Source organism: Azospirillum sp. UENF 211521 (genome assembly GCF_058780535.1).
The window spans coordinates 619576-642141 of the sequence record NZ_JBSNCF010000002.1; the positions used below are offsets into that span (position 1 = coordinate 619576).

19 protein-coding genes are annotated in these 22566 nt (G+C 69.0%); 11 read left to right on the plus strand and 8 right to left on the minus strand.

Annotated features, from left to right (window positions below; all coding sequences use genetic code 11):
* Positions 1–94 precede the first annotated feature (94 nt).
* On the minus strand, positions 95–1024 hold the full coding sequence (locus ACWPN5_RS19490; protein WP_492296942.1) for a LysR family transcriptional regulator: 930 nt from the start codon (positions 1022–1024) through the stop codon (positions 95–97).
* 100 nt (positions 1025–1124) lie between these two features.
* Between ACWPN5_RS19490 and ACWPN5_RS19495 the strand changes: the two genes are divergently transcribed.
* Complete coding sequence (locus ACWPN5_RS19495; protein WP_145681149.1) at positions 1125–1874, plus strand: sulfite exporter TauE/SafE family protein; 750 nt, start codon at positions 1125–1127, stop codon at positions 1872–1874.
* 4 nt (positions 1875–1878) lie between these two features.
* Here ACWPN5_RS19495 and ACWPN5_RS19500 read toward each other — a convergent pair whose 3' ends face one another.
* Genes ACWPN5_RS19500 through ACWPN5_RS19510 form a run of 3 tightly spaced genes read right to left on the minus strand, consistent with a single transcriptional unit; the run spans position 1879 to position 6843 of the window.
* Positions 1879–5010 (minus strand): efflux RND transporter permease subunit, encoded by a 3132-nt coding sequence (locus ACWPN5_RS19500; protein ID WP_492296944.1) that lies wholly within the window; start codon positions 5008–5010, stop codon positions 1879–1881.
* 16 nt (positions 5011–5026) lie between these two features.
* Positions 5027–6187, minus strand: coding sequence for an efflux RND transporter periplasmic adaptor subunit (locus ACWPN5_RS19505; protein ID WP_492296946.1), 1161 nt, complete (start codon positions 6185–6187; stop codon positions 5027–5029).
* Positions 6184–6843 (minus strand): TetR/AcrR family transcriptional regulator, encoded by a 660-nt coding sequence (locus tag ACWPN5_RS19510; protein WP_145680603.1) that lies wholly within the window; start codon positions 6841–6843, stop codon positions 6184–6186. The genes ACWPN5_RS19505 and ACWPN5_RS19510 overlap by 4 nt, the downstream gene beginning before the upstream one ends.
* 342 nt (positions 6844–7185) lie before the next feature.
* Here ACWPN5_RS19510 and ACWPN5_RS19515 point away from each other — a divergent pair, with 342 nt between their 5' ends.
* The 3 genes from ACWPN5_RS19515 to ACWPN5_RS19525 all read left to right on the plus strand — a co-directional run bounded on the left by ACWPN5_RS19515 (position 7186) and on the right by ACWPN5_RS19525 (position 11587).
* The gene (locus ACWPN5_RS19515) at positions 7186–8277 is read left to right on the plus strand and encodes a lytic transglycosylase domain-containing protein (protein ID WP_492296948.1); all 1092 of its coding nucleotides are present in this window, start codon (positions 7186–7188) and stop codon (positions 8275–8277) included.
* 268 nt (positions 8278–8545) lie between these two features.
* The gene (locus tag ACWPN5_RS19520; protein ID WP_247888073.1) at positions 8546–10495 is read left to right on the plus strand and encodes a methyl-accepting chemotaxis protein; all 1950 of its coding nucleotides are present in this window, start codon (positions 8546–8548) and stop codon (positions 10493–10495) included.
* Positions 10496–10597: 102 nt separating this feature from the next.
* Complete coding sequence (locus tag ACWPN5_RS19525; RefSeq protein WP_145680605.1) at positions 10598–11587, plus strand: small ribosomal subunit Rsm22 family protein; 990 nt, start codon at positions 10598–10600, stop codon at positions 11585–11587.
* Between the two features lie 3 nt (positions 11588–11590).
* Here the strand turns inward: ACWPN5_RS19525 and ACWPN5_RS19530 are convergent, their stop codons facing one another.
* Complete coding sequence (locus ACWPN5_RS19530; protein ID WP_145680606.1) at positions 11591–12709, minus strand: DNA topoisomerase IB; 1119 nt, start codon at positions 12707–12709, stop codon at positions 11591–11593.
* Between the two features lie 145 nt (positions 12710–12854).
* Here ACWPN5_RS19530 and ACWPN5_RS19535 point away from each other — a divergent pair, with 145 nt between their 5' ends.
* From ACWPN5_RS19535 to ACWPN5_RS19545, 3 genes are all read left to right on the plus strand, one after another.
* Positions 12855–13166 carry a hypothetical protein gene (locus ACWPN5_RS19535; protein WP_145680607.1) on the plus strand — a complete coding sequence of 104 codons (312 nt, stop codon included), beginning with the start codon at positions 12855–12857 and terminating at the stop codon, positions 13164–13166.
* Between the two features lie 74 nt (positions 13167–13240).
* Positions 13241–14866: an alpha-glucosidase family protein gene (locus tag ACWPN5_RS19540; protein WP_145680608.1), complete on the plus strand. Its 1626-nt coding sequence runs from the start codon at positions 13241–13243 to the stop codon at positions 14864–14866.
* 167 nt (positions 14867–15033) lie between these two features.
* On the plus strand, positions 15034–16140 hold the full coding sequence (locus ACWPN5_RS19545; RefSeq protein WP_145623558.1) for a TRAP transporter substrate-binding protein: 1107 nt from the start codon (positions 15034–15036) through the stop codon (positions 16138–16140).
* 63 nt (positions 16141–16203) lie between these two features.
* On the opposite strand, the gene ACWPN5_RS19550 is transcribed toward ACWPN5_RS19545, so the two are convergent.
* On the minus strand, positions 16204–16824 hold the full coding sequence (locus ACWPN5_RS19550; protein ID WP_307833677.1) for a glutathione S-transferase family protein: 621 nt from the start codon (positions 16822–16824) through the stop codon (positions 16204–16206).
* Between the two features lie 205 nt (positions 16825–17029).
* Here ACWPN5_RS19550 and ACWPN5_RS19555 point away from each other — a divergent pair, with 205 nt between their 5' ends.
* The 3 genes from ACWPN5_RS19555 (at position 17030) to ACWPN5_RS19565 (ending at position 19933) form a co-directional block, all read left to right on the plus strand.
* Positions 17030–18841, plus strand: coding sequence for an extracellular solute-binding protein (locus ACWPN5_RS19555; protein ID WP_492296952.1), 1812 nt, complete (start codon positions 17030–17032; stop codon positions 18839–18841).
* A gap of 17 nt (positions 18842–18858) precedes the next feature.
* The gene (locus tag ACWPN5_RS19560) at positions 18859–19263 is read left to right on the plus strand and encodes a response regulator (RefSeq protein WP_200478655.1); all 405 of its coding nucleotides are present in this window, start codon (positions 18859–18861) and stop codon (positions 19261–19263) included.
* 217 nt (positions 19264–19480) lie between these two features.
* Positions 19481–19933 (plus strand): hypothetical protein, encoded by a 453-nt coding sequence (locus tag ACWPN5_RS19565; protein ID WP_200478656.1) that lies wholly within the window; start codon positions 19481–19483, stop codon positions 19931–19933.
* A 41-nt stretch (positions 19934–19974) separates the two neighbouring features.
* Here ACWPN5_RS19565 and ACWPN5_RS19570 read toward each other — a convergent pair whose 3' ends face one another.
* On the minus strand, positions 19975–21171 hold the full coding sequence (locus ACWPN5_RS19570) for an E22 family MetX-like putative esterase (protein ID WP_492296953.1): 1197 nt from the start codon (positions 21169–21171) through the stop codon (positions 19975–19977).
* A gap of 104 nt (positions 21172–21275) precedes the next feature.
* Positions 21276–21596 (minus strand): heavy metal-binding domain-containing protein, encoded by a 321-nt coding sequence (locus tag ACWPN5_RS19575; RefSeq protein ID WP_014197078.1) that lies wholly within the window; start codon positions 21594–21596, stop codon positions 21276–21278.
* Positions 21597–21815: 219 nt separating this feature from the next.
* On the opposite strand from ACWPN5_RS19575, the gene ACWPN5_RS19580 reads away from it, so the two are divergent.
* Positions 21816–22451 carry an XRE family transcriptional regulator gene (locus ACWPN5_RS19580; protein ID WP_145680614.1) on the plus strand — a complete coding sequence of 212 codons (636 nt, stop codon included), beginning with the start codon at positions 21816–21818 and terminating at the stop codon, positions 22449–22451.
* Positions 22452–22566 lie beyond the last annotated feature (115 nt).

The following is a 22566-nucleotide window of genomic DNA, read 5'->3' on the forward strand; positions in this document are numbered from 1 at the left end:
GGCTCCACAAGGCTGTTTTCCCTCTCCCCTCCGGGGAGAGGGTTAGGGTGAGGGGGTTGCGCGTGGCGATGCGTTCGGCAAAAGCGCACCCCCCTCACCGGCCCTCCGGGCCACCCTCTCCCCAGAGGGGATCGGGTTGAACAGCGCCGGCCAGCCGCGTCACCAGTTCGCGGCTGTGGCCGGGCAGCGCGTCCAGCCGGCGGACGCAGACGACCAGCGAGCGGACCGCCCAGGGGTCGGTCAGGCGCACCGCACGGATTTTCGTGAAGCGGCGGCAGCGCTTCGCCGAGGCTTCCGGGACGATGCCGAGCCCCACCCCTTGCTCGACCATCCGGCAGATCCCGTCGAAGCCACGCACCCGCACGCGCAGCTTCAGCGGGCGGCCGGCGCGGATGGCGTGCTCGTTGATGTGCTGCTGAAGGGCGTTGCGCGTCGCCAGCCCGACGAAATCCTCTTCCAGAACCTCGCGCAAGGCGACGCTGCGGCGGTTGGCCAGCGGGTGGCCGTGCGGCGTGACCAGCACCATGCGGTCGGTGCGGAAGGGAAACACCTCCAGTCCCGACAGGTCGGCGTGATCGGACACCACCCCGGCGTCGGCCAGCCCCTCCGCCACCGCCCGCACGATCTCGTGGCTGGGCCTTTCCTCCAGGTCGATGTCGATGTTGGGGTGAGTGGCGAGGAAGGGCCCCAGGGCCTCGGGCAGGAATTCCGCCAGGGCGGCGGTGTTGGACAGCAGCCGCACATGGCCCTTCAGCCCCTTCGCGTAATCGCCCAGCTCGCCGCGCATCCGCTCCACCTGCTGGAGGAGGAGGCGGGCGTGATGGACCAGCGCCTCACCCGCCGGGGTCGGGCGGACACCACGCCGCCCGCGCTCCAGCAGCGGCACGCCGAGCGTCTCCTCCATCCCGCGGATGCGCGCGCTCGCCGAGGCGAGGGCGAGGTGCGTGCGCTCCGCGCCGTGGGTGATGCTCTCCGCCTCCGCCACGTTCAGGAACAGCCGCAGGTCGGTCAGGTCGAAGCGCATGGGCGGGTCTCCGGCAGGGCAGCAGCCTTCGTCAAACCCGAAGGCTGGCTGCGTGACATCCACATTGCCGCAAGACGTGGTCGGGCTTCAACTGGTGGTCATGACCGACCTTCCCCTCTTCATTGTCGCCGCCATGGCCCTGACCTTCCTGCTCGCCGGGTTCGTCAAGGGCATGATCGGCCTGGGCCTGCCGACCGTTGCCATGGGTCTGCTCGGCCTCGTCATGCCGCCCGCCGAGGCGGCGGTGATCCTGATCGTGCCTTCGCTGGTGACGAATCTCTGGCAGTTGGCCTTCGGCCCCGGCCTCGGCGCCACCATCGAGCGGTTCTGGCCGATGATGCTGGGGATCACGCTGGGCACCTGGGCCGGGGCGGGGCTGCTGGCCGGCGCCTCGTCGGGGCAGGCCGCGGCGGCTCTGGGCGGAGCGTTGGCGCTCTATGCGGTGGCCGGGCTGGTGAAGCTGCCGCTGCGGGTGCCGCCCGCGGCGGAATCCTGGCTGTCGCCGTTGGTCGGCGTGGCGACCGGTGTGGTGACGGCGGCCACCGGCGTCTTCGTCATCCCCGCCGTGCCCTACCTCCAGGCGCTGGAGCTGGAGCGCGACCGGCTGATCCAGGCGCTCGGCCTGTCCTTCACGGTGTCCACGCTGGCTTTGGCCGCCGGTCTGGCGCAGCATGGGCTGTTCGACGGCACGCTGGCCTGGGGCTCGCTGGCCTCGCTGCTGCCCGCCCTGGCCGGGATGGCGCTCGGCCAGAGCCTCCGCCGGCGAGTGCGGGCGGAGGTGTTCCGGCGCTGCTTCTTCCTCGGCCTACTGGCGCTCGGACTGTTCCTGATGCTGGAGCATCTGGGGTGAAGAGTTACTCTGCAGAGGCACCGTGCGCCACCGCGTCCGGGTCCTTGTGGGCGAACCAGCGCTTGAAGCGCCGGGACAGCGCGTCGAGGTAGGTCAGGATCACCGGCACCACCAGCAGGGTGAGCAGGGTGGAGCTGATGAGGCCACCGATCACCGCGTGGGCCATGGGTGCGCGCTGCTGCGCGCCTTCGCCGATGCCGAGCGCCAGCGGGATCATGCCGAAGATCATCGCCATGGTGGTCATGATGATGGGGCGCAGGCGGATGATGCCGGCCTCCACCACCGCGTCGCGCAGGTCCACCCCGCGGGCGCGGGCCTGGTTGGCGAAGTCGACCAGCAGGATGGCGTTCTTGGTCACCAGACCCATCAGCATGATGAAGCCGATGGCGCTGAAGATGTTCAGCGTAGAGCCGGCGACCAGAAGCCCCAGGAACACCCCGACCAGCGACAGCGGCAGCGACATCATGATGGCGATGGGCTGGAGGAAGCTGCCGAACTGCGAGGCCAGGATCAGGTAGATCAGGATCACCGCCAGCAGCAGCGCCTGGGTGGCGTAGGCCGACGTTTCGGCGATGTCCTTGGTCGAGCCGCCGAAGACGATGCGGTAGCCGGGCGGCAGCTTGATCTCCGCGATGGCCGCCTGAAGCTCCTTGCCGGCGTCGCCGGCCGGGCGCCCCTGGACGTTGGCCTGGACGTTGACCTCGCGGGACAGGTCGCGGCGGTTGATCTGCGAGGCGCCGAGCGTCGTCTCGACCCGGCTGACCTGCGACAGCGGCACCATGCGCGGCGCCCCCTCGGCGTCGTTGGAGCCGGTCAGGTAGATGCGGTCGAGGTCGGCGCGGCCCACCCGGTCGCTTTCCGGCAGACGCACCAGTACGTCGTAGGTCTCGCCGTCCGGCGCCTTCCAGGTCGACACCTTGTCGCCGGCGAAGAGGGGACGCAACGTGTTCGCCACCTGGGCCGTACCGACGCCGAGGTCGCTCGCCAGATCGCGCTCCAGCCGCACCGAGAGGGTCGGCTTGGCGGCCTTCAGGCTGACGTCCACGTCCACAAAGCCGCGGATGCCGGCCATGGCGGCAGTCACCTGCTTGCCGATGCGGTCCAGCTCCGCGATGTCGCGGCCCTGGACGGACACCTGGATCTGCTTCTGCACGCCGCCGACGCCGGGAATGCCGATTCCGATCTGGACGCCGGGGATCGCCGACAGCCGGTCGCGCAACGGCGGCGCCAGCGTGTTCGGGGTGCGGGTGCGCTGGTCGATCGGCTTCAGCCGGACATAGACGCTGCCCCGATTCTTGCCGACCGACGCGCCCGTGTTCACCGTGGAGTAGGTGTAGGCGACCTCCGGGAACTCGCGGATCGCCGCCTCCACCTGCCGCAGCTTGGCCGCCGTGTAGTCGAGGGACGAGCCGACCGGCGTTTCCACGTCGACGATGGATTCCCCGAGGTCGGCGGCGGGCACAAACTCGACGCCGATGCGCGGCACCAGGAAGAAGCTGCCGACGAAGATCCCCAGGGCCATCAGCAGGACCAGCCAGCGCCAGCGCAGCGCCCAGCGGAGCGTCCGGCCGTAGACCCGCGCCAGCGCGTCGAAAGCGCCCTGGAAGCCGGCCGCGAAGCGGCCGAAGACGCCGCGCCCGTGCCGTCCGTGGGCCGCCGGGTCGTACCACAGGCTGGACAGCATGGGGTCCAGCGTGAAGGACACGAACAGCGAGATCAGCACCGCCGCGGACACGGTGATGCCGAATTGCAGGAAGAAGCGCCCGATGATGCCGCCCATGAAGGCCACGGGCAGGAACACCGCCACGATGGTCAGCGTCGTCGCCAGGACCGCCAGACCGATCTCCTTGGTGCCGTCCAGCGCCGCCTGCCGGTGCCCCTGGCCCTTGCCGAGGTGGCGCATGATGTTCTCGCGCACTACGATGGCGTCGTCGATCAGGATGCCGATCGCCAGCGACAGCGCCATGAGCGTCATCGTGTTCAGGGTGAAGCCGAAGGCCGCCAGCACGCCGAAGGTGCCCATCACCGCCACCGGCAGGGTCAGCGCGGTGATCACCGTGCTGCGCCAAGAGCCCAGGAAGACCATGACGATGGCGATGGTCAGCACGCCGCCCTCGACCAGCGTGCGCTGGACGTTGGTCAGCGAGTTGGTGATCCCGCGCGAGGTGTCGCGCACCACCTCCAGGGCGACGTCGGAGGGTAGGGAGCCGTCGCGGCGCAGTTCGTCCAGCGCCTTGTAGAGGCCGCGCGCCACCTCCACCGTGTTGGAACCCTGGATCTTCACCACATCGACGGCCAGCGCCGGCTGCCCGTTGAACAGGGCGACGGAGTCCTGTTCCTCCTGGCCGTCGAGCACCTCGGCGACCTGGCGCAGCCGCACCGGTTCGCCGCCGCGGCGCGCGACGATGATGTCGAGCAGTTCCCGAGGGTTGATGACGCGGCCATCGACCTGGACGACGCGCTCCGCCCCGTTGCCGGAGACGGTGCCGGCGGGGATGTCCTGGTTCTCGTCGCGGATCGCCTTGAGGACCTGATCGACGCCGACGCCCAGCGCCTCCAGCCGTTCGGGGCGCAGCCGCACCTGGACCTGCCGTTTCACCCCGCCGGCGATGGTCGCCCGCCCGACGCCGCGCACGTTCTGCAGGCGCTTCAGGACGATCTGGTCGGTCATGGTGGTCAGGTCGCGCAAAGACCGGATGTCCGACTTGACCGCGAGGGACAGGATGGGCTGGTCGTCCGGGTTGAAGCGGGTGATCTGCGGGTCCTTGACCTCGTCGCGGAACTTGGGACGCAACGCCGACACCTTCTCGCGCACGTCCTGCAACGCCTGGGTGGAGGCGGTCTTCAGGTCGAACTCGGCGATTACCACCGACTGGCTCTCGTAGGAGCGGGAGGTCAGCGTCTTGATGCCGGCGATGGTGTTGACCGCGTCCTCGACGGGACGGGTGACGTCGGTCTCGACCGATTCAGGGCTGGCGCCGGGATACTCGGTCGAGATGACGACCAGCGGGAAATCCACGTCGGGAAACTGGTCGACGCCCAGCCGGTTGTAGGAGAACAGGCCTAGCACCATCAGCGCCACCATCATCATGGTGGCGAAGACGGGGTTGTCGACGCTGATGCGGGTGATCGGCATGGCGTGGCCCGCTCCCTTACGAACCCATGACCGTGACGGCCCGCCCGGCGGTCAGACCGGGCAGGGGGGCGGTCACCGCCAGATCGCCATCGGCCAGCCCGCGCACCTGCACGAGATCGCCGCGCGCCCAGGTGCCCAGCACCTCGACCTTGCGGCGCTCCACCCGTCCTCCGGTGACGACCAGCACGAAGTCGCCGTCCTGGTCGTGGCGGACCGCGGCGGGGGGCAGGGCGAAGGCGCCCTCCACCTCGTCGACCACCGCGTCGCCCGCGGCGAACATGCCGCCGCGCAAGGCTCCATCAGCGTTGTCGAGGACGATGTAGACGGGGATGGCGCGGGTGCCGGCGCGGGCCATCGGGTTGATGCGGGCGATCCGGCCGGCGAAGTCGCGCTCGCCGAAGCCCTCCACACGCAGCCGCACGGTCTGGCCGGGCTTCAGCCGGGCCACGTCGTCGGCGGGCACCGCCGCCTCGACCTCAACCCGGCTGAGATCGACGACGGAGAACATCTTGACGTTGACCGCCAGCGTCTCGCCGGGGTTGACCGCCCGCTCGGCGACCGTGCCGTCGATCGGGCTCGCCACCACCGCGTCGCGCAGCGCCTTGCGGGCGAGGTCCACCTGGGCCTCCAGCGCCGCGACGGTGGCCTGCTGGAAGCGGAAGGTGCTCTGCGCCTGGTCCATGTTGGTTTCCGAGACGATGTCTTTCTGGCGCAGCGCCAGATTCTTGGCGCGGGTCTTGTCGGCCAGGACGAGCTGCGCCTTGGCGCCTTCCAGGTTGCTCAGCTTCTCGTCCAGCTTGGCCTGAAGCTCCACCGTGTCGAAGCGGGCCAGAACCTCGCCCTTGCGGACGGCCTGCCCCTCGCGCAGCGGCACCTCGACCAGCCGGGCGGCGACCTCCGACTTCACCATGGACTGCTCCATCGGCTTCACGGAACCGCTGAGCCGCACCAGCTCGGTCAGGCGGTGCGGGGCCATGCGGGTCAGCTCGACGGGCGACAGCTCCACCGCGCGCTCCGCCGGGGGCAGGCTGGCCGCGGCCGGCGACACCGCGTCGTGGCTGCTCGTCACCTTCCAGGCGACGCCGCCCGCGGCCAGAGCCCCGACGATCAGCAGGGGCAGCAGCAGGCGGCGCCGCGGCTTGGCGGCGGGACCATCGGAACGGGCAGCGTCGATCATGGGGTGCGGTCCTTGGGTTCGGCCCTCAGCCCGTTGAGGACGAGGTCGAGATAGGCGTCGAGGTAGGATTCGGCGGAGGCCGCGGCGGGGTCCGGCTCGAAGGGGCGCAGCGAGTGGTTCCACAGCGAGAGCATGCTGAGCGGAGCGGCGATGACGCGGGCCATCTGCTCCACGTCAACCGGCCGGAATTCCCCACGCTCGATGCCGCGGCGCAGGATGCGCATGAAGAAGCGCCGCCCGCGCAAAACGACCTCCTCCATGTAGAAGCGGGCGAGGTCGGGGAAGTTCTGCGCCTCGGCGATGACCAGCTTCGACAGCCCGGCGTTGGGGCTCTGCTCCATCTCCCAGAAGCCGCGGGCGAGGCCGCGCAGAAACTCCTCGCTGCTGCCGGTGAAGCTGTCCAGCAGGTCCTCGCCCATCTGGAACTGCGGCAGGATGGATTGCCGGACGACCGCTTTGAACAGCCCTTCCTTGTTCTCGAAATAGAGGTAGGGCAGCCCGACGCTGACGCCGGCCCGGCGGGCAACATGCTCCAGCTTGGTTGCGGCAAATCCGCGCGAGATGAACAGGTCGCGCGCCGCCTCGATCACCTCGGCGGGGCGGGCCTCCTTGCGCCGGGACCGCCGGGACGGGGGAAGGGGAGAGCTGTCGGGCATCGCTGCGTGTCTATAAATGAACGTTCATTCAATATGAAATGGACTCTGAAAAGTCAAGCGGTTGCCCGGGCTGCGGCGATTGGTCGTGCAAGTTTAGGGCGTGACAGGAATGGGTCTCTCGCCCGCGCCGGCAAAGACCGCAACAGTGTCAAATGGGGCAGAAAAAGGGCGAATACGGATGAACAGCATTTGGCTGAAAACCATTCCAATGGGCTATGAAAAAGGGAAAGGCCGTGGAATCAGGACATTACACCCGCCTTGTTGCTTGACAGCCGACACCATTACATCGCAAAGAGAGGGTAACGCTTTCGATCTTTGTGCAACAAGCACGGACCCCTCCTCGTGGCTTATCGCGACTTCACCGCGGCCCGCGCCGCCGGTGCCGCCCTGATTCTCGCCCTCGGCTTGGCGGGTTGCGCCTCGAACGCTCCGGAAACGGCGGAGCTCGTCGTCAAGGCCCCGGAGGTGGCCGAAGTCCCGATTGATCCGAAGGACCCGCTCGGCCGTTGGGTGCCCCACATGCGCGAGGCGTCGGAACGGTTCGACGTGCCGGAGAAGTGGATCAGGGCCGTGATGATGCGCGAGAGCGGCGGACGTTCCGTCGTGAACGGCCGCACCATCACCAGCCATGCCGGCGCCATCGGGCTGATGCAGGTGATGCCCGGCACCTACGACATGATGCGCACGCAATACGGGCTGGGGTCCGATCCGTCCGATCCGCGCGACAACATCCTGGCCGGCACGGCCTATCTGCGCGAGATGTACGACCTGTTCGGCGCGCCGGGCTTCCTCGCCGCGTACAATTGCGGCCCGGCCTGCTACGCCTCGCATCTGGCGGGCAAGCAGCGGCTGCCGCGCGAAACCCGGATGTACATCGCCGCCCTGACGCCGAACCTGCGCGGCGCCGCGCCGCGCGAACCTTCGCAGGCGGCGGGCGCCAGCGCGATCGAGGTCGCCATCGTTCCGGCGAGCGCTCCCGCGCCCCAAACCGCGCCGACGCCAGTGGCGGTGGCCGCCAAGCCCGCCACCAAGCCGGCGGCGCCGGAACCGATCGCCGTCGCCGCGGTGGTGCCGGAACCGGTGGCGCCGGTGCCGCAGACCCCGGCCGCTCTCGCGCCGGTCGCCGTGGCCGCCCTGGAGCCCCGCCCGGCGCCGTTCGTGGTGGAGCCGATCGGTCGTGGCGACGCCCGCCCGCCCGCGGAATTCGTCGCCGCCACCGACCGGGACGCGCCGGTCGCCGCCCGCTCCGGACGGACGCCGTCGCGGACGGTGGAAACCCTGGTCGCCGAGGCGATGCTGCCGCCCCACGCGGTCGGTAAGGGCGAGCGGGTGGTCATCCGCTTCGTCTCCCAGCGCAGCGGCGGCTGCGGCAGCCTGGAAGGCCGCGACCGCGTCTGCGTCGCCTTGGCCGGAGGAGAGGGCGCGGGTCTGTAACAGTTTCGCCCGTTCCGTTTTTCACAGCATCGGCAACAACCAGAGGCGGCGCCCACCGGACGGTCGGGCGCCGTCTTCGGTTTTCCACAATAGCCTCACACCCACATCCCCGAGCATATAGGTACTCAAACAATAAAGCCCCGGAGGAGCCGCCCTGCGCAGCCCATCCGGAAGAATGAAGAGTTCGGGGGAACGCTGCGGATGAGGTGCGGAGATGGTAGCCGGTGCGAATGAACGGGCGAAACGCTCGACCTTTCAAGTCGTTGTGGTGGATTGCCTGATTGCGGGCGTTGTGGTGGCCGCTTTGGCGGTGTTCGGCGGCATGACCGCCATGGAGGCGACGCGGATCGCCGACGGCAACGCCGAACTGGCGCAGCAAGTTGCCGAGAACCAGCGGATCGCACTGGAGGCCGAACGGCTCGCCAAGCTGGGCGAGGCGGTGATCGCCAGCGGAGACGAGGCGACGCGGGCCGAGGCGCTGACCAGCCTGGACGCCCACGCGGCGCGGATGTCGGCCAACGCCGCGCCGGAGATCGCGCAGACCGTCGCCAAGGCGGTCGCGGCGAGCCGGGAGGCCGCGGCCATCGGCGCCAAGGTCGAAGCGCTGGACAAGAAATTCGGCTTCAACATCAGCCGCGCCGAAAGCCTGTCGGGCGACATCGCCCGCGGCCTGTCCGCGGCGATGCGGGCGACGGCGCAGCCGACGGACGAGCAGGCGCTCGCCACGCTCTTCTCGACGATCCGCGACGCCAAGTTCCTGCTGACCCGCCTGCCGTCCCAGCTCTACCCGCCGGCCGTCGGCAACGACCTGCGCCAGTTCCGCGAGCACATGGCGAAGGCCATGGAGCTGCGCCGGCATCTGCCGTCCGCCGACGAGTTCGAGAGCGTCGCCGACGACATCGCGTCCTTCGCGGCACTCGACGAGGCCTTCACGCAGCGCACCGAGACGCTGCGCCTGACCACCGACGCCAACGCCCACAACCAGGAGGTCCGGACGCTGGTCGACGGGCTGGTGCAGGGGATGAACGCCGCCTCCGATGCGGTGACCACGCGCAGCCAGGAGGGCGCGGCGGCGCTGACCGCGGTGCTCGACCGGCTGACGCTGATCGCGCTGGGGGCTTTCGTGCTGATCGGGCTGATCGGCGGCCTGAACATGCTGCTGGGCTACCGCTTCATCATGCAGCCGGTGCGTGACGCCAGCCGGGCGCTCCAGGCGCTGACCCGTGGGGAGGGCGCGGTGCCCCTGCGCCCCTCGCCCCTGCGCGAGATCGCCGACATCCACGGCGCGGTCGAAGCCTTCCGCGAGGCCCTGGACGCGCGCCAGCGGGCGGAAGAGACCCGACGGCACCAGGAACGCCGTGCCGAGGAGGAGCGCCGCGCCCTGATGGCGGAGTTGGCGGATGGGCTGGAGCGCACCGTGCAGGCGGTGGCCGGGTCGCTGTCCGTGGCGGCGTCGGAGGTCACCGGTTCCGCCCGCGCCGTCGCCGGCATGGCGTCGGACACCGCGCAGCGCACCCGCGCCGCCGCGGACGCCGCCGGCACGGCGACCAGCAACGTCGGCGCTGTGGCCTCGGCCAGCGAGCAGCTCTCCGCCTCCATCGACGGGATCGGACAGCAGATCGCCCAGTCGCGCAGCGTGGCGGAGGACGCCATCGCCGAATCCCGGCGCGCCGACGGCCTCACCAAGGGCCTGTCGGACTCCGCCCAGAAGATCGGCGAGGTGGTCGCCATCATCACCGCCATCGCCCAGCAGACCAACCTTCTGGCGCTCAACGCCAGCATCGAGGCGGCGCGGGCCGGCGACGCCGGCAAGGGCTTCGCTGTGGTCGCCACCGAGGTGAAGGCGCTCGCCTCCCAAACCGCTTCCTCGACGGAGGAGATCGCCACGCTGGTCCATGGCATCCAGCAATCGACCATGGGTGTGGTTGACGCCATCGCCCGCATCGGCTCCACCATTGGCGTGATCGGCGAGAGCGTGAGCGGCATCGCCGCGGCGGTCGAGCAGCAGCGCCAGGCGACCTCGGAGATCACCCACAACGTGCGCATCGTGGAGTGCATGAACACCGACGTGTCGTCCAACATCGGCGACGTCAGCCGGGTGGCGGTGGACACGGGGCGCTCCGCCGACGCCATGATGGGGGCGGCCGACCGCCTGTCGGAGCTGGCCGGCACCCTGAACGGCGCGGTGGACGATTTCCTGCGGCAGGTGCGGGCGTAAGCGCCGGTTCCCTGTTTTGTCCCGGGCTCTGTTTTGTCCGTGTGCGCGGGGCGGGCGGCGTGCTAACAGGCGGAACGAGACCACGCCTGCTCCTCCGGACCCATGGAACTTCCCCCCTCGCTCCGCCACGCGGTGGACCGCGCGCTCGACGGCATCGCCCTGTCCGATCTGAAGCGCGCGGCGGACCGCCTCTCCCAACGCTACCGGGCGGAGGTGCGGGACGGGCGTTTCCACCTGTCGGACGATCTGGCGGCGCGGGCCTATCTCGCCACCCGCCTGCCGGCCACCTTCGCCGCCGTCCGCTCCAGCATGGCGGCGGTGGCCGAGGCGCTTCCCGACTTCGCGCCGGTCACCGCCCTGGACGTCGGGGCCGGGCCGGGAACCGCGCTGTGGGCGGCGTCCGACTGCTGGGTCAGCCTGGACGACGCCCTGCTGATCGAGGGCAGCCCGGCCATCCGCGCGGTCGGCGAGACGCTGTCGCAAGCGGCGACGCCCGCGCGGGTCGCATGGCGGGCCGGCGACGCCACGGGTGACCTGCCCGGTCTGGAGCCGCGCGATCTGGTGACGCTGGCTTATGTGCTGGACGAATTGGCAGAGCCGGCGCGCGACCGGCTGGTCGACCGGCTGTGGTCGCTCACCGCCGGGACGCTGCTGATCGTCGAACCCGGCACGCCCGCCGGCTGGGCGCGGATCGTCCGGGCGCGGGAGCGGCTGGTCAGCGCCGGCGCCCATCTGGTGGCGCCCTGCGTGCACAGCGCCGCCTGCCCGCTGGCCGCCCCGGACTGGTGCCATTTCTCCCGCCGGGTCGCCCGGTCCCGCCTGCACCGCATGGCCAAGGGGGCGGAGGTGCCGTGGGAGGACGAGAAGTTCGTCTACATCGCCGCCTCCCGCCAACCCGGCGCGCGCCCCGACGCCCGCATCATCGCGCCGCCCTGGAGCGCCGGGAACGGACGCATCGGCTTCAAGCTCTGCGGCCGGGACGGCGCTCAAACCGAGCGGATTCTCGGGAAGCGCGACGGCGCCGCCTTCAAGGCCGCGCGCCGGCTGAACTGGGGCGACGGCCTGTCCACCCCGGACCAGTCGAAGGCATAGGCCCTACGCGGCGCGCCGCCGTCGGCTCTCGCTGGCGCGGGACCGCCGTTCGCGCTCCAGCCGGCCGCGCAGGAAGGCCAGAACGGCGGCCTCCTCGGCCTCCAGCTCCGGAAGCTCCTCGCGCAGTTCGGTCTCGACCTCGCGGGTCAGGGAGTCCAGCAGGTTGCCCTCCAGATAGGCGTCCAGAATCTCGGGATGGACGTAGCTCTTGCGGCAGACGCTGGCGGTGTTGCCGAGGCGGGCGGCCACCTGCTCGATGGCGTGGGTGACGTTGCGCTTGGCCTTGGCGGCGCTGTCGAAGGTTTCGAACTCGCGCAGCGCCATGGCGGCCAGGACGGTACCGGCCCAGGTGCGGAAGTCCTTGGCGGTGAAGTCCTGGCCTGTGGCGGCACGCAGATACTCGTTCACGTCGCCGGAACTCACCGCGTGGCGCTGCCCGTCGCGGTCGACATACTGGAACAGCTCGTCCCCGGGCACATCTCGGCAGGCACGGACGACGCGGGCGAGGCGGCGGTCCTTCAGCGCGACGTTCCATTCCTTCCCGGACTTGCCCTTGAAGGTGAAGCGGATTTCCGACCCCTCGATGTCGGCATGGTCGTCGCGCAGGGTGGTCAGTCCGTAGCTGCTGTTCTCGCGCGCGTAGCTTTCGTTGCCGACGCGGATCAGCGTGGTCTCCAGCAGCCGGACCACGGCGGCCAGCACCTTTTCCCGCGGCAGGCCGCGGCGGGCGAGGTCGCCGTCCACCTGACGGCGGATGGCCGGCAGGGCGCGGCAGAAGTCGAGCATCCGCCCAAATTTCGTGCCCTCGCGCATCTCGGTCCAGCGCGGGTGGTAGCGGTATTGCTTGCGCCCGCGCGTGTCGCGGCCTGTGGCCTGGAGGTGGCCGTCCGGGTCCGGGCAGATCCAGACGCCGCGGTAGGCCGGGGGAATCGCCAGCTTGCGGATGCGCTCCAGCGTGTCCTCCTCGGTCACCCGCGTGCCGTCGGGCCAGCGGTAGGAGAAGCCCTTGCCGGCGCGGCGTCGCCGGATGCCCGGCTCGTCGTCGCAGACATAGCTCAGCCCGGCGCAGGCCGCGGCCTCTTCCGCGTCGGTGCGGGGATCGGTGACCGTCACTCCGTCCATGCTGGAATCCCCATCGGTTGCCAGCCCATCGGCTGCCAGCGGGAAACATCGGCGCCGCGTTTTGGTTGCATGGTTGCGGCGCGCGCGCCGTTCGGCGACCATGGCCCCGGCCAAGAGGCCCGCCGGCACCGAAGGGAAGAGGACGATGGAAGAGACCAAGCTGACCGCCGCCCTGCCGAACCTGGACATCCAGATCCTGCACCGGGACGACCCGGAGCGCGGGGCCGAGACGATCGCCATCCAGATCACCGCCACGCCGTCCTTCGACGCGCTGCGCGGGATGATGGGGCCGGCGCTGCTGGCCTCGGCCAACCCGCTGCTCAACCCGGCCCTCGCCAACGCCAACCCGATGCTGGCCCTGTGGACGGCGCCGATGCGGATGTGGAGCGACGCCGTGCGGCTGGCCTGGGCGCCCTGGCTGCGCCTGACGCCATCGCCGGGTGCTCGGAAGCCGTGACCAAAACCGGCCCGGTAACCGATCGTTAGGGCTATGGGGCGACCCTTTCCACGAGTCTCTTGTGGAGGGTCCTTATGTCCCAGGCGTCTTCGTGGCTGCGCGGTGCCGCGCTGTACCAGATCTATCCCCTCAGCTTCCTCGACCGGAACGGCGACGGCTGGGGCGATCTGGACGGCGTGCTGGACGGCCTCGGCCATGTGGCGTCGCTCGGCGTGCAGGGTGTGTGGATCAGCCCCTTCTACCCATCGCCGCAGAAGGACTTCGGCTACGACATCACCGACCACCGGGCGGTCGACCCGCGCATGGGCCGGCTGGAAACGGTGGACCGCATCATCGAGGCGGCGCACGGCCACGGGCTGAAGGTGATCCTGGATCTGGTCTGCGGCCACACCTCGGACGCGCACCCGTGGTTCAGCGACAGCCGCCGGTCGCGCGGCGGGGCGTTCGCGGACTGGTATGTCTGGGCCGACCCGCGCCCCGACGGCACGCCGCCCAACAACTGGCTGTCGGTGTTCGGCGGACCCGCCTGGACCTGGGAGCCGCGGCGGCGCCAGTATTACCTGCACCATTTCCTGTCCAGCCAGCCCGCCCTGAACCTGAACGACGAGGCGGTGCTGCAAGCTCTCGGTGACACCGCAGCCTTCTGGCTGGAGCGCGGGGTGGACGGCTTCCGCATCGACGCGGTGGACTTCTTCGCCCACGACCCGCAGCTCCGCTCGAACCCCGCGGCGGCCTGGAACGGGGCGGAGCCGCCGGCCAAGCTGTTCGCCCTGCAACAGCATCTCTACGACATGATGCACCCGGCCATTCACACCGTGCTGGCCCGGCTGCGCGCGGTGGTCGACCGTTATCCCGACCGGGTGCTGCTGGGCGAGCTGTCGAGCCAGCCGGGCGCGGCACGGCGCATCGCCGCCTATTGCGGGCCACAGGGGCTGCACGCCGCCTACACCCTGTCGCTGGCCAAGCAGCCCTTCACAGCACAGAACTTCGCCGGGGCGCTGACCGGCACGCCGCAGCCGGAGGCGATCTGCTGGAGCTTCTCCAACCACGACGTCGAGCGCGCCGCCAGCCGTTGGCTGCCGCCCGGCGCCGATCCGGAGCGCTTCAACGCCCTGTTGGCCACCCTGTTCGCTGTGCTGCCCGGCACCGTCTGCCTCTATCAGGGGGAGGAGCTGGCGCTTCCCAACGCGGCGCTGGCGCCGGAGGATCTGCGCGACCCCTTCGGCATCGCCTATTGGCCGGATTTCCAGGGGCGCGACGGCAGCCGCACGCCGATGCCCTGGCGGTCCGGCGCCGCCAACGCCGGTTTCTCCAGCGCGGTCGACACTTGGCTGCCGGTCGCCGAACCCCACCACGCCCTGGCGGTGGACGCGCAAGAGCGGCGCCCCGGCAGCCCGCTCGACGTCTGGCGGGACGCCCTGCGTCTGCGCCGGCGGCACCCGGCGCTGACCCAGGGCGGCGTGGCGGCGGTGGAGGAGGCCGGCAACGTCCTGGCTTTCGAGCGCACGGGGGAGGGGGAGGAGTTGCTGGCCGTCTTCAACCTGTCCGACCGGCCGGCGGAATACGCGCTGAAGCGCAAGCCGCCGATGGCCGCCCTTGACCTGCCGCGTCCGCCGGGGACGCCGGTTCCGGAGGTCAGCGCGGATGGACGGACGCTGGTCCTGCCGCCGCTCTGCGCCTTCCTGGGGCGGCGTGGCTGAGCAGCGCGCGTAATCCGTGGGACCGGGGTAGACCTGTCATGCGCTTTTGTGCGATGAATCGGAACGAAAACGCTGCTTTGTTACAGTTGTGAAAATTCCCTCGCAACAAGTGGTCCGACGGACCGCTTGAAACGAAAAGGGAAGGCGGAGTCCACGGGAGAAGAATCGTGAAAAGACGTGCGTTTCTGAAGTCGGCGGGTGCGGGCGCTGCGGCCGCGGGTGCGGGGCTGGCGGTGGCCGGCGTGGCCGCGCCGGCCATTGCGCAGTCGCAGCCGGAAATCCAGTGGCGCCTGGCGTCGAGCTTCCCGAAGAGCACCGACATCCTGTTCGGCGCTTCGGAGCTGATCGCCCGCCGCGTCGCCGAGAGCACGGACGGCAAGTTCCAGATCCGCGCCTTCCCGGGTGGTGAGCTGGTGCCCGGCCTCCAGGTGCTCGACGCCGTGCAGAACGGCTCGGTCCAGTGCGGCCACACCTGCGGCTATTACTATGTCGGCAAGGACCCGACCTTCGCCTTCGACACGGCCATTCCGTTCGGTCCGAACGCCCGTCAGACCACCGCCTGGTTCCAGGCCGGCGGCCTCGATCTGATGCGCGCCTTCATGAAGAACCACAACGTCATCCAGTTCCCGGCGGGCAACACGGGCGCCCAGATGGGCGGCTGGTACCGCAAGGAAATCAAGACCGCCGCGGACTTCCAGGGCCTGAAGATCCGCATCGCCGGCATCACCGGCCAGATCATGTCGAAGATGGGCGCCACCCCGACCCAGATCGCCGGCGCGGACGTCTACCCGGCGCTGGAAAAGGGCACCATCGACGCGACCGAGTTCGTCGGCCCCTACGACGACGAGCGTCTGGGCTTCCATCAGGTCGCCAAGTACTACTACTACCCGGGCTGGTGGGAAGGCGGGCCGAACGTCTCGCTCTACGTCAACCTGCAGGAGTGGGAGAAGCTCCCCAAGTCCTACCAGTCGATCCTGACGGCCGCCTGCGCCGAGGCGAACACCTACATGATCGCCCGCTACGATTCGGAGAATGCCAAGGCTCTGAAGCGTCTGGTCGCCAAGGGCACCATCCTGCGCGCCTACCCGCGCGACCTGATGGAGCAGGCGCACAAGATCGCCTTCGAGTATTACGACGAGTTGGCGAAGACCAACCCGAACTTCAAGACGATCTACGAGAGCTGGAAGCCGTTCCTCGACGAGACCCAGCTCTGGTTCCGCGTCGCCGAGCTGCCCTACGACAGCTTCGTCGCGTCCGCCGGCACCAAGAAGTAAAAGCGCTCGCTTAAAGAAAGGCCCCCATCCGCAGCGCGCGGGTGGGGGCCTTTTCTTTGGGGGTCAGCCGATGTCCTGCTGCGGCATCAGCGCCATCTGGCGCTTGGCGCCGGGTTGGGCCAGCATGCGGGCGTGCCACGCCTGGACGTTGGGGTAGGTGGCGATGTCGATGTTCGACTCCTCCACGAGGTCGATCCACGGGAAGGCGAAGATGTCGGCGATGCTGACCCGTTCGCCCTCGATAAAGGTCCGGCCCGCCAGATGGCGGTCGAACTGGGCGAGCCCCCCGGCCGCCGCGGCGTCGATCCAGGGCAGGGCGTTGGCGTCGCCGTTGAACTTGCGCACCGCGCGGGCGCGCTGGACCGGCAGAAGCACGTCGGCCAGCCAGGACAGCCACTCCGCCAGCCGTACCCGCTCCGCCTCGTCCCGCCCACCGAATTGGCCGGTCTTTTCCGCCAGATAGGTCAGGATGACGCCCGATTCGGAGATGCTGAGATCACCGTGCACCAGGGTCGGCACCCGGCCGAAGCGGTTGATGGCGAGATAGTCCGGGGACTTCTGCTGGCCGCCACGCAGGTCGACATGGCGGTAGACGTAGGGCACGCCGGCCATCGACAGGAACAGGACGACGCGGGTGGCGGGCTGCGAGTTGAAATTGCCGTAGACGGTGAATTCAGCGGACACGGTCGAAGAACCCTCCATGCTGTCGCGCTTGGCCGCGCGGATTGCCGAAAACCATGACCGCAAGCCCGCCGCGACACCAGAGCAAATCGCGGGGCGCGATGCCGCGGGCTGGGGAAGGGGGTTTCGCACCGCCTCATCCCTCCCACATGTTATCAGAGCGGAACCGGGGCCGAGCGCCCTGGAGCAAACGATGGGAGGATGAGGCATGCGCCGTGTGGCCGCTGGACTGTTGATCGGGATGATCGCCGTCGCCGGACCGGCGGGCGCGCAGTCGCAGCCGCAGCACGGCATGGCGCTGTATGGCGAGCCGAAATACGGGCCGGACTTCCGGCATTTCGACTACGTCAACCCGGACGCCCCGAAGGGCGGCAAGGTGACCCTTCAGGCCATCGGCTCCTTCGACACGCTGAATCCCTTCACGCTGCGCGGCGTGCCCGCGGCTGGAGCGACGCTGATCTACGATACGCTGATGACGGGGTCGGCGGACGAGCCCTTCACCGAATACGGCCTGCTCGCCGAAAGCGTGGAGATGCCGGAGGACCGTTCCTCCATCACCTTCAACCTGCGCTCCGGCGCGCGGTGGCACGATGGAAAGCCGGTGACCGCCGAGGACGTGGTGTTCTCCTTCACCATCCTGACGGAAAGCCATCCCTTCTACCGCAGTTATTACGGCGCGGTGGACAAGGTCGAGGCGGAGGGGGAGCGCCGCGTCCGCTTCACCTTCAAGCCGGGCGACAACCGCGAGCTTCCGATGATCGTCGGCCAGCTGCCGGTGCTGCCGAAGCATTATTGGGAGGGCAAGGATTTCCAGTCGACCACGCTGGAGCCGCCGCTGGGCAGCGGTCCCTACCGCATCGCGTCCTTCGATCCGGGCCGCGGCATCACCTATGAGCGGGTCGCCGACTATTGGGGCCGGGACCTGCCGGTGAATGTCGGGCGGAACAATTTCGGCAGCATGGCCTACGAGTACTACCGGGACGCCAGCGTCGCCCTGCAGGCCTTCCGCGGCGGGCTGTACGATTTCCGCCAGGAGAACGTCGCCAAGACCTGGGCCACCGGCTACGACTTTGACGCGGTGCGCGACGGCAAGGTGGTGAAGGAGGAGATCGCCAACGAGGTGCCGGCGGGCATGCAGGGCTTCGTGTTCAACACGCGCCGCCCGGTCTTCGCGAACCCGAAGGTGCGCCAGGCCATCGCCTACGCCTTCGACTTCGAATGGACGAACCAGACCCTGTTCTACGGCGCCTACAAGCGGACGGAGAGCTATTTCGAGAACTCGCCGCTCCAGTCCAGGGACCTGCCGCAGGGCCGCGAACTGGCGATCCTGGAGCCGCTGCGCGGAAAAATCCCCGCCGAGGTCTTCGAGAAGACCTACCACCCGCCCAGCACGGAGGGCCAGAACGGGCTGCGTCGCAACCTGTTGGAGGCCAAGCGGCTGCTCGACGAGGCGGGGACCGACGTGCGCAACGGCGTGCGGGTTGATGTCGCGACCGGCAAGCCGCTGGACTTCGAAATCCTGCTGGACAGCCCGACCTTCGAGCGGGTGACTCTGCCCTTCATCGAGAATCTGAAGCGGCTCGGCATCCGGGCCAGCATCCGCACGGTGGACACCACCCAGTACGAGAACCGCACCCGCGACTTTGATTTCGACATGATGGTCCATGTCTGGCCGCAGTCCCTGTCGCCGGGGAACGAGCAAACCGGCTATTGGGGATCGGCCTTCGCCGACCGTCCGGGAAGCCAGAACATGGCCGGTGTGCGCAGCGAGGCGGTCGATCACCTGATCGGCGAGATCGTCCGCGCCAACAGCCAGGAGGATCTGAAGGCCGCGGTGGCTGCGCTCGACCGTGTGCTGCTGTGGGGCCATTACGTGGTGCCGCACTGGTACTCCGGCGTCTACCGCGTGGCTTATTGGAGCCGGCTGAAGCGTCCCGAGACCGTGCCGCCCTATTCGCTTTCCTTCGACTCCTGGTGGCTGTCGGACGCCTCGGCCGCCGGCACCGGCAAGACGCCCTGACGAGCGGAACGGTTTCCATGGATGCCCATTCGCCGGACCGGACACGGACCATTCTCGTCGTCGACGACAACGCGCTGATGCGCAAACTGCTGGTTCGCTGCCTGGAGGAAGGCGGTCACCGCGTCGTGGAGACGGACGACCCGCGGGGCGTGCTCGACCTGATGCGGGCGCTGAAACCCGATCTGGTGATCCTGGATGTGGTGATGCCCGGCCTCTCCGGCGTCGACCTGATGCGGATGATCCGCGCCGACCGGGCGTTGGCGCGGACGCTGGTCGTCGCGGTCACCAACCTGTCGACACCCACGGACATGCTGCGCTTCTCCCGCGCCGGCTTCGATGGCCATGTGGCCAAGCCGATCCAGCCACGGGACTTCCTGGCGACGATCAACGATTATCTGGGCGGAAAAGGTAATCGGATATAAATTCATTACAAAACAAGCATTTATAAGATTTTCCTGAGATATCGCTTTCGATAGATCGCCATCCGGAAACCTTTAACTCATCACTCAAATAATTCTCTACAATGGCTTGATAAAGCTGAGCTTTTAGCAAGCCCATGCTCTCTGGTCGACGGACGCTCCTCGTGGGCGGCCGATCCGTGCTATGATCCCACCGTCCTTGGCGTTTTTCCCGCGGTTCATGAAAGTCGTCGCCGCCGTCCCGCTGCTGCTTGCGCTGCTGTCCACACCCGCTGCGGCGGACCCGATGCGGGTGGAGCGGACCGATCCCAGCCATCTGCGGGCTTTGAACCGCTCCGTCCTCGCCCCGGAGGTCATTCCCCCTCGTCCCCGCTACGTGCGCAGCCAGGCGGTCTACAATCTGCCGAAGGGGATGGACGGCCTGACCCGCTACGATGCCGCGCTGTCACGCCTGTGCCAACGCGGCGCCTTTGGGCAGGAAACCGATGGATTCTACTGGGCGCGGACGCCGGACAAGCGGTATGGCGTCGCTTTTTCAGGCGGGGCGAACCTGTCGGACCCGCAGAACAAGCGGAAGTCCAGCGAGGTGTACTTCTTCGACGGCCAGGACAGCCGCTGCAAAGTCTATGTCGGCGATCAGGCCAAGCTGATGCCTCATTACGTCGGTCCGTGAACACGCGCCCCGCCGGGGGGCGGCGGGGCGCGTGTGGATCGTCACTTGGCCATGAAGGACGCGATTGTATCGCCGGCCTTGGCGATGTTGGCGATGCCGTCGAGGTGGCCGAGGCTGGTGGTGATCGCGTCGGTGTAGGTGACCGAGACGCCCTGTTTCTCCAGCCGGTCCTTCAGCGGGTGCATGGCGCGTTCCGGCGGGAAGACGAGGTCATCGGCGGAGGGGATCAGCAGGACCGGCGCCTTGATCTTCGCCAGCCCCTCGTCCAGCGCGCCGCCGCCGCCCACCAGGAAGGTCTGGTTGGCCTTCACCAGATACAGGAAGTGGTTGGCGTCGCTGACCGCGGCGCGGGCCGCCGCCGCCTTGTCCAGCCACGCTTCGATGGCGTACTGGTTGTTCATGCTGGCGGCCGGGTCCTTGCCGTCCTCCGCCCAGCCGCGGCCGAAGGTGGCGTCGGCCCATTTCCAATGGCGGGCGTGCAGGGTCACCAGCTTCAGCGCCTCGGTCAGCCCAGCCTTCGGCTCCGCCTTGCCGTAATAGTCGCCGCCCTGCCAGTTCGGATCGACGCGGATGGGCGCCGCCCACAGGTTCAGCCAGCCGATGAGAAAGGGGTCGGCCTCGGCCCCGCCGATCACCGCGACCACGCGCTTGACCATCTCCGGATGGGAGGCGCCCCATTCCAGAGCCTGGAGCGATCCCATGGATCCGCCCATCACCGCATGCAGAGACTTCACATCAAGACTGTCCAGCAACGCCTTCTGGACATTGACAAAATCGCGGATTGTGACGACCGGGAAACTCATGCCGTAGGGCTTGCCGGTGTCCGGGTTGACGCTGGCCGGGCCGGTGGTGACGACGGTCGGGTCCTTCGGCGACAGGTTCACCAGCGTGTCGGAACTGATGATGAAGTACTTGTCGGTGTCGAGCGGCTTGCCCGGCCCGATGATGGAATCCCAATAGCCGGGGGCCGGGTCCTCCATCTTGTACTTCCCGGCGGCGTGGCTGGTGCCGCTGAAGAAATGGGTGACGAGGATGACGTTGTCCTTGGCGTCGTTCAGCTTGCCGTAGCTTTCCCAGCCGATGCGGACGTTCTTGATCGTGCCGCCGCCCACCGTGGTGTAGGACGGCATCTCGAACACCTTCTTCTCCACGAGGCCCTCGAAGGCCAGGGCCGGCGCCGCGCAGAAGAGCCCGGCGGCCAGAGCCAGGCCGCCGAGCCATTTCGCCAGAGAACGCATGTCGTCCCTCCCGTTTCTCAAAGTCCCTATCGATGCGGGGAGGGAGTGTAAGGGGGTGCGACCGCCCGTCCAGGCGGGCAATCGGCCTAAACGATTGGTGGAACTCAGCCCAGCCGGACGGCCGTTCCGTTGATGGAAACCATCAGCATGCCGTTCTCCTTGCCCAGCACTTCGTAATCGATGTCGACGCCGACGATGGCGTCGGCCCCCAGCGCCCGCGCGGCGTCCTGCAGATCGGCGAAGGCGGCCTCGCGGGCGTCGCGCAGCGCGTTCTGGTAGCCGCCGGCCCGGCCGCCGACGATGTCGCGGATGCCGGAGAACAGGTCGCGGAACATGTTCACGCCCAGAATCGCCTCGCCGGCGACCATGCCGAGATACTGGGTGACGGGACGGCCTTCGACGGTGTCGGTGCTGGTGACGATCATCGGTTCCTCCGGATGTGGTTTTCCGCCATCCAGATGGCGGCGCGCGCGGCCTGTCGCAATGGGTGGGGAAGGGGCGCAGGCGGAGGGAAGGGGAGTCCGACGCGATACTGCGAAATCGCAGCGCATCCTCGGCGAAATTGCGACATAAGCGAAGAAACCTTGCGCGTTCCGTCAACGTTCTCTCTTATAAGGCGCTCTTTCGGCGGGGAGGACGGCGGTATGGACGACACGCGGCGGGCGATCCTGCGCTGGATGACCGGTGTGATGGAGGCCCAGGGCTGGAGCGCCGGGGCCTGGGCGCGGCTGGCCGAGGTGACCCCGACCAACATCACGCGCTTCCTGCGGGACCCAGCGCGCGGCAGCGTTCCCAGCGCGGAGACGCTGGGCCGGCTGGCCCGCGTCGCCGGGTCGGAGCCGCGCTTCCTCGACGAGACCGCCTACACGCCGGTCGCCCGCGTGCCGCTGCTGTCGGTCGAGCAGGTGCGCGCCTTCCTGGAACTGGGGCGGCGGGCGGGCGAATCCTTCATCGCGGCGGCGCTCAGCGGCGGCGCGCGGGGCGTCGCCGTGGACCGCCCGGCCTCGCGCCGCGCCTTCGCGCTGACCATCGCCTCCTCCAGCCTGAACGCCGCCGGCGTGTTGCCCGACGACTGCGTGGTGCTGGAGCCGCTGGACGTGCTGGTCCCGCAGGCCGGCGACGTGGTGGTCACGGTGGGCGACGGAACGGTGTGCGGCTACCGCTTCTTCCCGCCGCACCTGCTGCCGGTCAGCACCGACCCCGGTTGCCGCCCGACTCCCATCGACCGTGCCAACGTCGCCGGCGTCGCGGTCCACATCACCCGCTGCCTGCGCGCTTGATCGCCCGTATTTGGCGGGAATCTGAAAGAAAAACGGTGCATTCGGCCGCCTGAAATTCTTTTCCACGGCCCCCTTTGACGCCACGAATCCATGCCCATCTGTGCCGAGTCGCCCG